This window comes from Armatimonas sp. (assembly GCF_043760365.1).
Lineage (GTDB): Bacteria > Armatimonadota > Armatimonadia > Armatimonadales > Armatimonadaceae > Armatimonas.
On record NZ_JAYUPA010000364.1, the window covers coordinates 1 to 5119 of the forward strand.

The 5119-nt window shown below is 55.9% G+C and carries 3 protein-coding genes; all 3 read left to right on the plus strand.

What is annotated here, in order from left to right:
* Nucleotides 1–455, plus strand: a 455-nt coding sequence (locus ACH2EH_RS08770) for a sigma 54-interacting transcriptional regulator (protein ID WP_395140840.1), incomplete at its 5' end; no start/stop codon positions are given.
* 9 nt (nucleotides 456–464) lie between these two features.
* Complete coding sequence (locus tag ACH2EH_RS08775; protein ID WP_395140842.1) at nucleotides 465–3455, plus strand: polysaccharide biosynthesis tyrosine autokinase; 2991 nt, start codon at nucleotides 465–467, stop codon at nucleotides 3453–3455.
* 117 nt (nucleotides 3456–3572) lie between these two features.
* Nucleotides 3573–5042 carry a type IV pilus assembly protein PilM gene (pilM, locus tag ACH2EH_RS08780; protein ID WP_395140844.1) on the plus strand — a complete coding sequence of 490 codons (1470 nt, stop codon included), beginning with the start codon at nucleotides 3573–3575 and terminating at the stop codon, nucleotides 5040–5042.
* Nucleotides 5043–5119: the final 77 nt, after the last annotated feature.

Consider the following 5119-nt stretch of genomic DNA (forward strand, 5'->3'; position numbering starts at 1 on the left):
GAGAGATCTGCCGTATCGGGGGAGTCAAGAATACCAAAGTGGATGTGCGCGTGGTGGCGGCGACCAATCGGGATCTCTGGCAGGCGGTGCAGGAGGGGAGCTTCCGGCTGGATCTCTACTTCCGCCTGCATGTTGTGCCCGTCTGGTTACCCACTTTGCGGGATCGAGCCGACGACATCCCGGCACTGGCGGCTTATTTTTTAGAGAAAATTGCACGCGAGAACAGCAGGGCTTTTCCTCAGGGGATTGAGGCGGAGGCGCTGGGCTATCTGGGACGGCACACCTGGCCGGGAAATATTCGTGAGCTGCAAAACGTCATTGAGTATGCCGTGGTGATGTCTGCATCGGATGCGGTAAGTATCGAGGCGAGTGCCTTGCCGGAGCAGCTTTTGATACAGATCAAGGCACAGGATCATGCCGGTGGGCAGCTACAGCTCAAAGTAGTGAACGGGTAAGACAAAACAATGGACTTCTGGCGAATTTGGCGGCTGATCAACCGCCGTATCTATCTTGTGATTGGGCTGGCGCTGGTTGCGGCAGTGCTTGTGGTCATCGGTATCTTTATTCAGAACCAGATGGCGGGGGTAACGGCGGACGCACGCCTGACCGTTCAGCAAGCTCCCTCCAGCATGGTGACGTCTTCAAGCGAAAACCCGACTCTGATCCAGGCCGACCCCAGCAAGCGCATCTCGGAGCTAACCACGCAGCTAAAGGGCAACAATAATATTTTTGTGCAAGCTGCGGAGCTTCTGCGCAAGGACGAAGAGGGGCGCAAGAAAGAGGTCTATAGTATTCTTGAGCGTAACCAGTACTTCGCACCCTACGATACCAAGATTGCAGATACAGTGGATCAGCAGGTGCAGGAGGGGATAATTTCTCCTGCAAGCAAGCAGGCGGAATACGAAAAGAGGCGGAGCGACTTCCGGCAGACCGAGGTGGCACGCCTAGCCGCTCCCCGTGACAGCCTAGGGACTTTTGCTCAGGATGGAGTGAAACAGGACGCGAGTGTGATCGCGAATATCTACCGAGAGAAAGTAGATGCCAAGCCCGTGGTCAGCTTAATGGACACGGAGAGTGTGCGCCAGTTTGATAATCAGATTCAGCTCCTGGGAAACTTTGGGCGTGAGAGTGAGGCGCTGCTCTATCTCAATATGCTCACGGTTGCCTTTCTGGACCACTATGCGACCCTCTCCCAGGCCGGCACCCGCACCAATATCGCCGGACTCCTAAAGAAGAAAGACGCTGCGGTGCAGGAGCGCGTTATTGCCGTGCGTAATTTGGCGGCTTTCAGGAACCGAAGCGAGTTCGCGGTGATTATTGGCCCGCAGGATAACACCATCCAGAGCTTCCAGAGCCTGGAGAACCGCCTCGCCGAGCTGAGAGCGCAGCGGGATGGGGCACGGGAGGCTTTCAATAATGCGGTTCAGAATGCCGCCTCCACCCCGAAAACAATCACGGTCAGTTTCCCCGCTGAGGAAAACCCGCGCTATAAAGACCTGCAATTGGCAGTAGATAGGGCTGAGGTCGAGTTCAACCGGCTCACGGCGACACGCGGCGATAATGACCCGGAGCTGAAGACGGCACGTGAGACACTCAGCAAGCTGAAAATAACTAGAAATGGGGCCAAGAAGCCATTTCCAGTGTCGCAGCCCAACCCGAACTACCTAGAAGCGCAGCGAAGCCTGAATATCGCACGAAGCAATGTCGCGACGGCTGAGGTCACGATGCTGCCTCACGAGCAGCAGTACAACAAGCTTCTCAAGCGTCTGCTAAGCTCCCCCGTTTTGCAAGCTGAGTACAGCAAGCTCATGGGCGAGCTGGATCAGGCGAGCAAGAACTTAGCGATGATCAACCAGAATCTCCAGAAACTGGGCGGCGAGAACATTCTCTCTAGCCAGACAGGGACAATTCTAATTACCCGCGCGTATGTTCTGCCGTCGAAGAATACCTTGCCCAATGGGGTTAAGCTCCTACTCTACGCCACGACTCTGGCACTGATTTTAGGGGTGGCGCTAGTGATTGGACAAGACGCGCTGGATAACTCTGTACGCACCAAAAAAGATGCCGAGGAGATCCTGGGGCTGCCTGTGGCGGGCGAGATACCCGCTCAGCTTCCCGACCCACGTCGTGCGCCCCGTGTGACCTACCTCGATCCCCTCTCCCCAACATCGGAGGCCTACCGGCTGTTGCGCACCGATATTTTGTTTACTCAACTGGAGAATCCTTTCCGCTCGCTTCTCGTCGCGACTGTCAAGCCCGGTCAGGGAGCCACCACAACGATTGCCAACCTGGCGATTACCATGGCGCAGGCTGGGAAAAAAGTGATTCTGGTGGATTCGGATCTGCGTCACCCGAGCCTGCATCAGGTCTTCTCACTTTCCAACGAGCGTGGGCTGACGACACTTCTCGTGGGGGCGAGTATTGCCATTGATGAGGTGCTACAGCGTACCGAGATCGAGAATCTACTGGTACTGACCTCGGGACCGCTCCCGCCGAATCCGAGCGAGCTGATCGGCTCAACGCAGATGCGGGAGCTGCACAAGCGCCTGAAAGACGCCGCTGATGTGGTGCTCTTTGATGCGCCCTCCACGATTGCGTTCTCAGATACCTCGATTCTGGCATCGTTTGTGGACTCCACTCTACTCGTGATTCGGGCAGGCGATGTCCCCCGCGGGGTTGTCGAGCAGGTCAAGGGGATGCTCACCAAGGCCCACGCCAACTTGATTGGTGTCGTGCTCAATGCGGCTCCCTCGGAGAGTGTGGACTCGGTTCACTACCATAACCAGTACTATCCGCGTCTCAAGTCCACCGCGCCGTCGGTACCGTCGCAGAGCTACACTGCACTAGACGATGACGATCGCTTCGAGCATCTTGCCGCCGAGGCGGAGGAAGCGGACGACGATGACGACATGAATTTCCTGGTAGTGGGGTCGGAGACGGTGCCGAGTGTGCAACCGCCTGCAAGTCCATCTCTGCCTGTGGTGGAGCCTCCTGTGGCACGGCCCGCTCCCGTGGCACCGATAATGGCAACACCTACCTCCGCTTCCCCACCTTCCAGCCCGCTATTTTCTGCGCCTGTCTGGGAAGCGGGAGCGGAGCTACCTCGGATACCGGAGCCACCCCGCACGACTTCGGAACCACTCAAGACCAACTGGGGCACCTCACCCATGGTGGCTCCGAGCGAGCAGCCTGCCGCCCGCGCTGCTGAAACCCCACCCGCACCGCCGAAACCGGGGGCACCTCTGATAAATGATGGGGATGACAATGAGATCACCTTCGATTTTGATAAAGAGGATGAGGAAGATATGGAAGATTTTGATGAGGATTTTGATGATTTTGACGACGACGAGAGCTACGAGGACGGTGATTATGCCGACGATGCGGAGCGATTACCTCGACGAAAGAAGCCCGCAGGGTCTGGTGGAATCCTGGGTTGGTTCAAGCGGGGTCGTTAATAAAATCTTCGGGGGGCCGTTTTATACGGCCCCTTATTGATTTATGCTTGACATAGAAAAAGACAACGCCGTATAATTACCCATGTTCTGTCTCAGAGAGAAAGAAGGATTAGCGTAGTGGCCAGATTGGACGGAGGGACAAAAGCAGGCGTAGGAGCGAAGACGGCTCCGCGTCCTAAGCCGGTTGTGCGAGCCAAACCGAGCGGCGGGACGTTCGTCGGGCTGGACATCGGGACGCAAACTATTAAGATGGTCGAGGTCAGTGGTGCGGGCAGTAGCCTGCGTGTCACGGGGATCGCCATCGAGAATACTCCGCCGGGCACTGTCCAGCAGGGAGTAATCGCTGACCCCAAGACCCTTGGGATGGCTATCAAACAGATGCGTACTAAAAACGGCATCAAGGCCACCAAGTGTGTCTCCTCGGTTGCGGGCGCAGCCGGGATGGTAGTCCGTGTGATTGAGGTTCCTAAAATGACCCTCAGTGAGCTCGCGGAAACCATGAAGTGGGAAGTGGAGCGCCATATTCCTTTCGCTGCAAGCGATGTGGAGATGTCGTTCCAAAAGATTGATAATCCCGCTACCGACAACGACTCCAATAATCCGAACATGGAAGTGCTGTTGGCAGTGGCGCAGCGCGATATGATTCGTCAGCACATTGACACACTCACTGCGGCGGGTCTGACGCCCGTGGTGATAGATGTTGAGCCGCTGGCAGTGGGGCGTGCTTTGATTGATCTCTCGAAAGAGGGGCTTCAGAACAAGAACGTCGTGATTGTTAATATTGGGGCATCCCAAACAGATGTTGGCGTCTTTAAGGCAGGGACGCTACGTTATCCACGTACCATCCCTCTAGGCGGTGATAACTTCACCCGTGCTATTGCGGATCGGATGGGGCTCTCGATGGATGCGGCTGAGGACGAAAAACGTGCTCATGCCGTGATCCTGATGGACTTGGTTAAGAGTGGTCAGGCGGATGAGATGCTCTACGGCGATTCCGCGAATGCACAGGATATGGGGGTTCAGTCCATCTTCGATGTGGATATGAATGCACCACTACCTCCGCCCCTCTTCGGAGGAGGTGAGGCACCTGCGGCAGCGGCATCCCCGTTCGACATCGCCGATAATAATCCCTTTGCGGAAGCTGCCAATCCCTTTGCCAGCCCTTTCGAGGGAGCGGCTGTGCCGGGCGTGGAGGGGGGCGGTACACCCTCTGCGGAGGAAACTGCGATCGTTCCCGCTGAACCAAATGATCCTTACTATGAGCGACGTAAAGAAGTATTCAATGCCATTCTCCCGATGCTCGGGGAATTTGTTATGGAGCTTCGTCGTTCGGTAGATTATTTCCGTTCAAAGTATCCCAATGATACGATGGATCAGATTCTTCTCTGTGGAGGAGCTTCCCGGGTTCAAAACTTGGATCAGTATATCGAGCATGATTTGGGGATTAATGCGTCAATCGCCGATCCCTTTGCAGGGCTCAATGTAGCTTCCAAGCAAGTGTCTGTGACTCGGCGTGCTGAGATGGCTTCGTCACTGGCAGTTGCTCTGGGGCTTGCCGCTCGGGATGCGGTTCTGGGCAAAGAATAAAATTTTGAAGGCCACCATGTAGGTGGTGGTCTTACTGAGCAAATACGTAAACGACGGGGAGTCAGGAAAACGATGCT

Coding starts and splice junctions, on each gene's coding strand:
- ACH2EH_RS08775 (WP_395140842.1), top strand. CDS start 465: ATGGACTTCTGGCGAATTTGGCGGCTGATCAACCGCCGTATCTATCTT.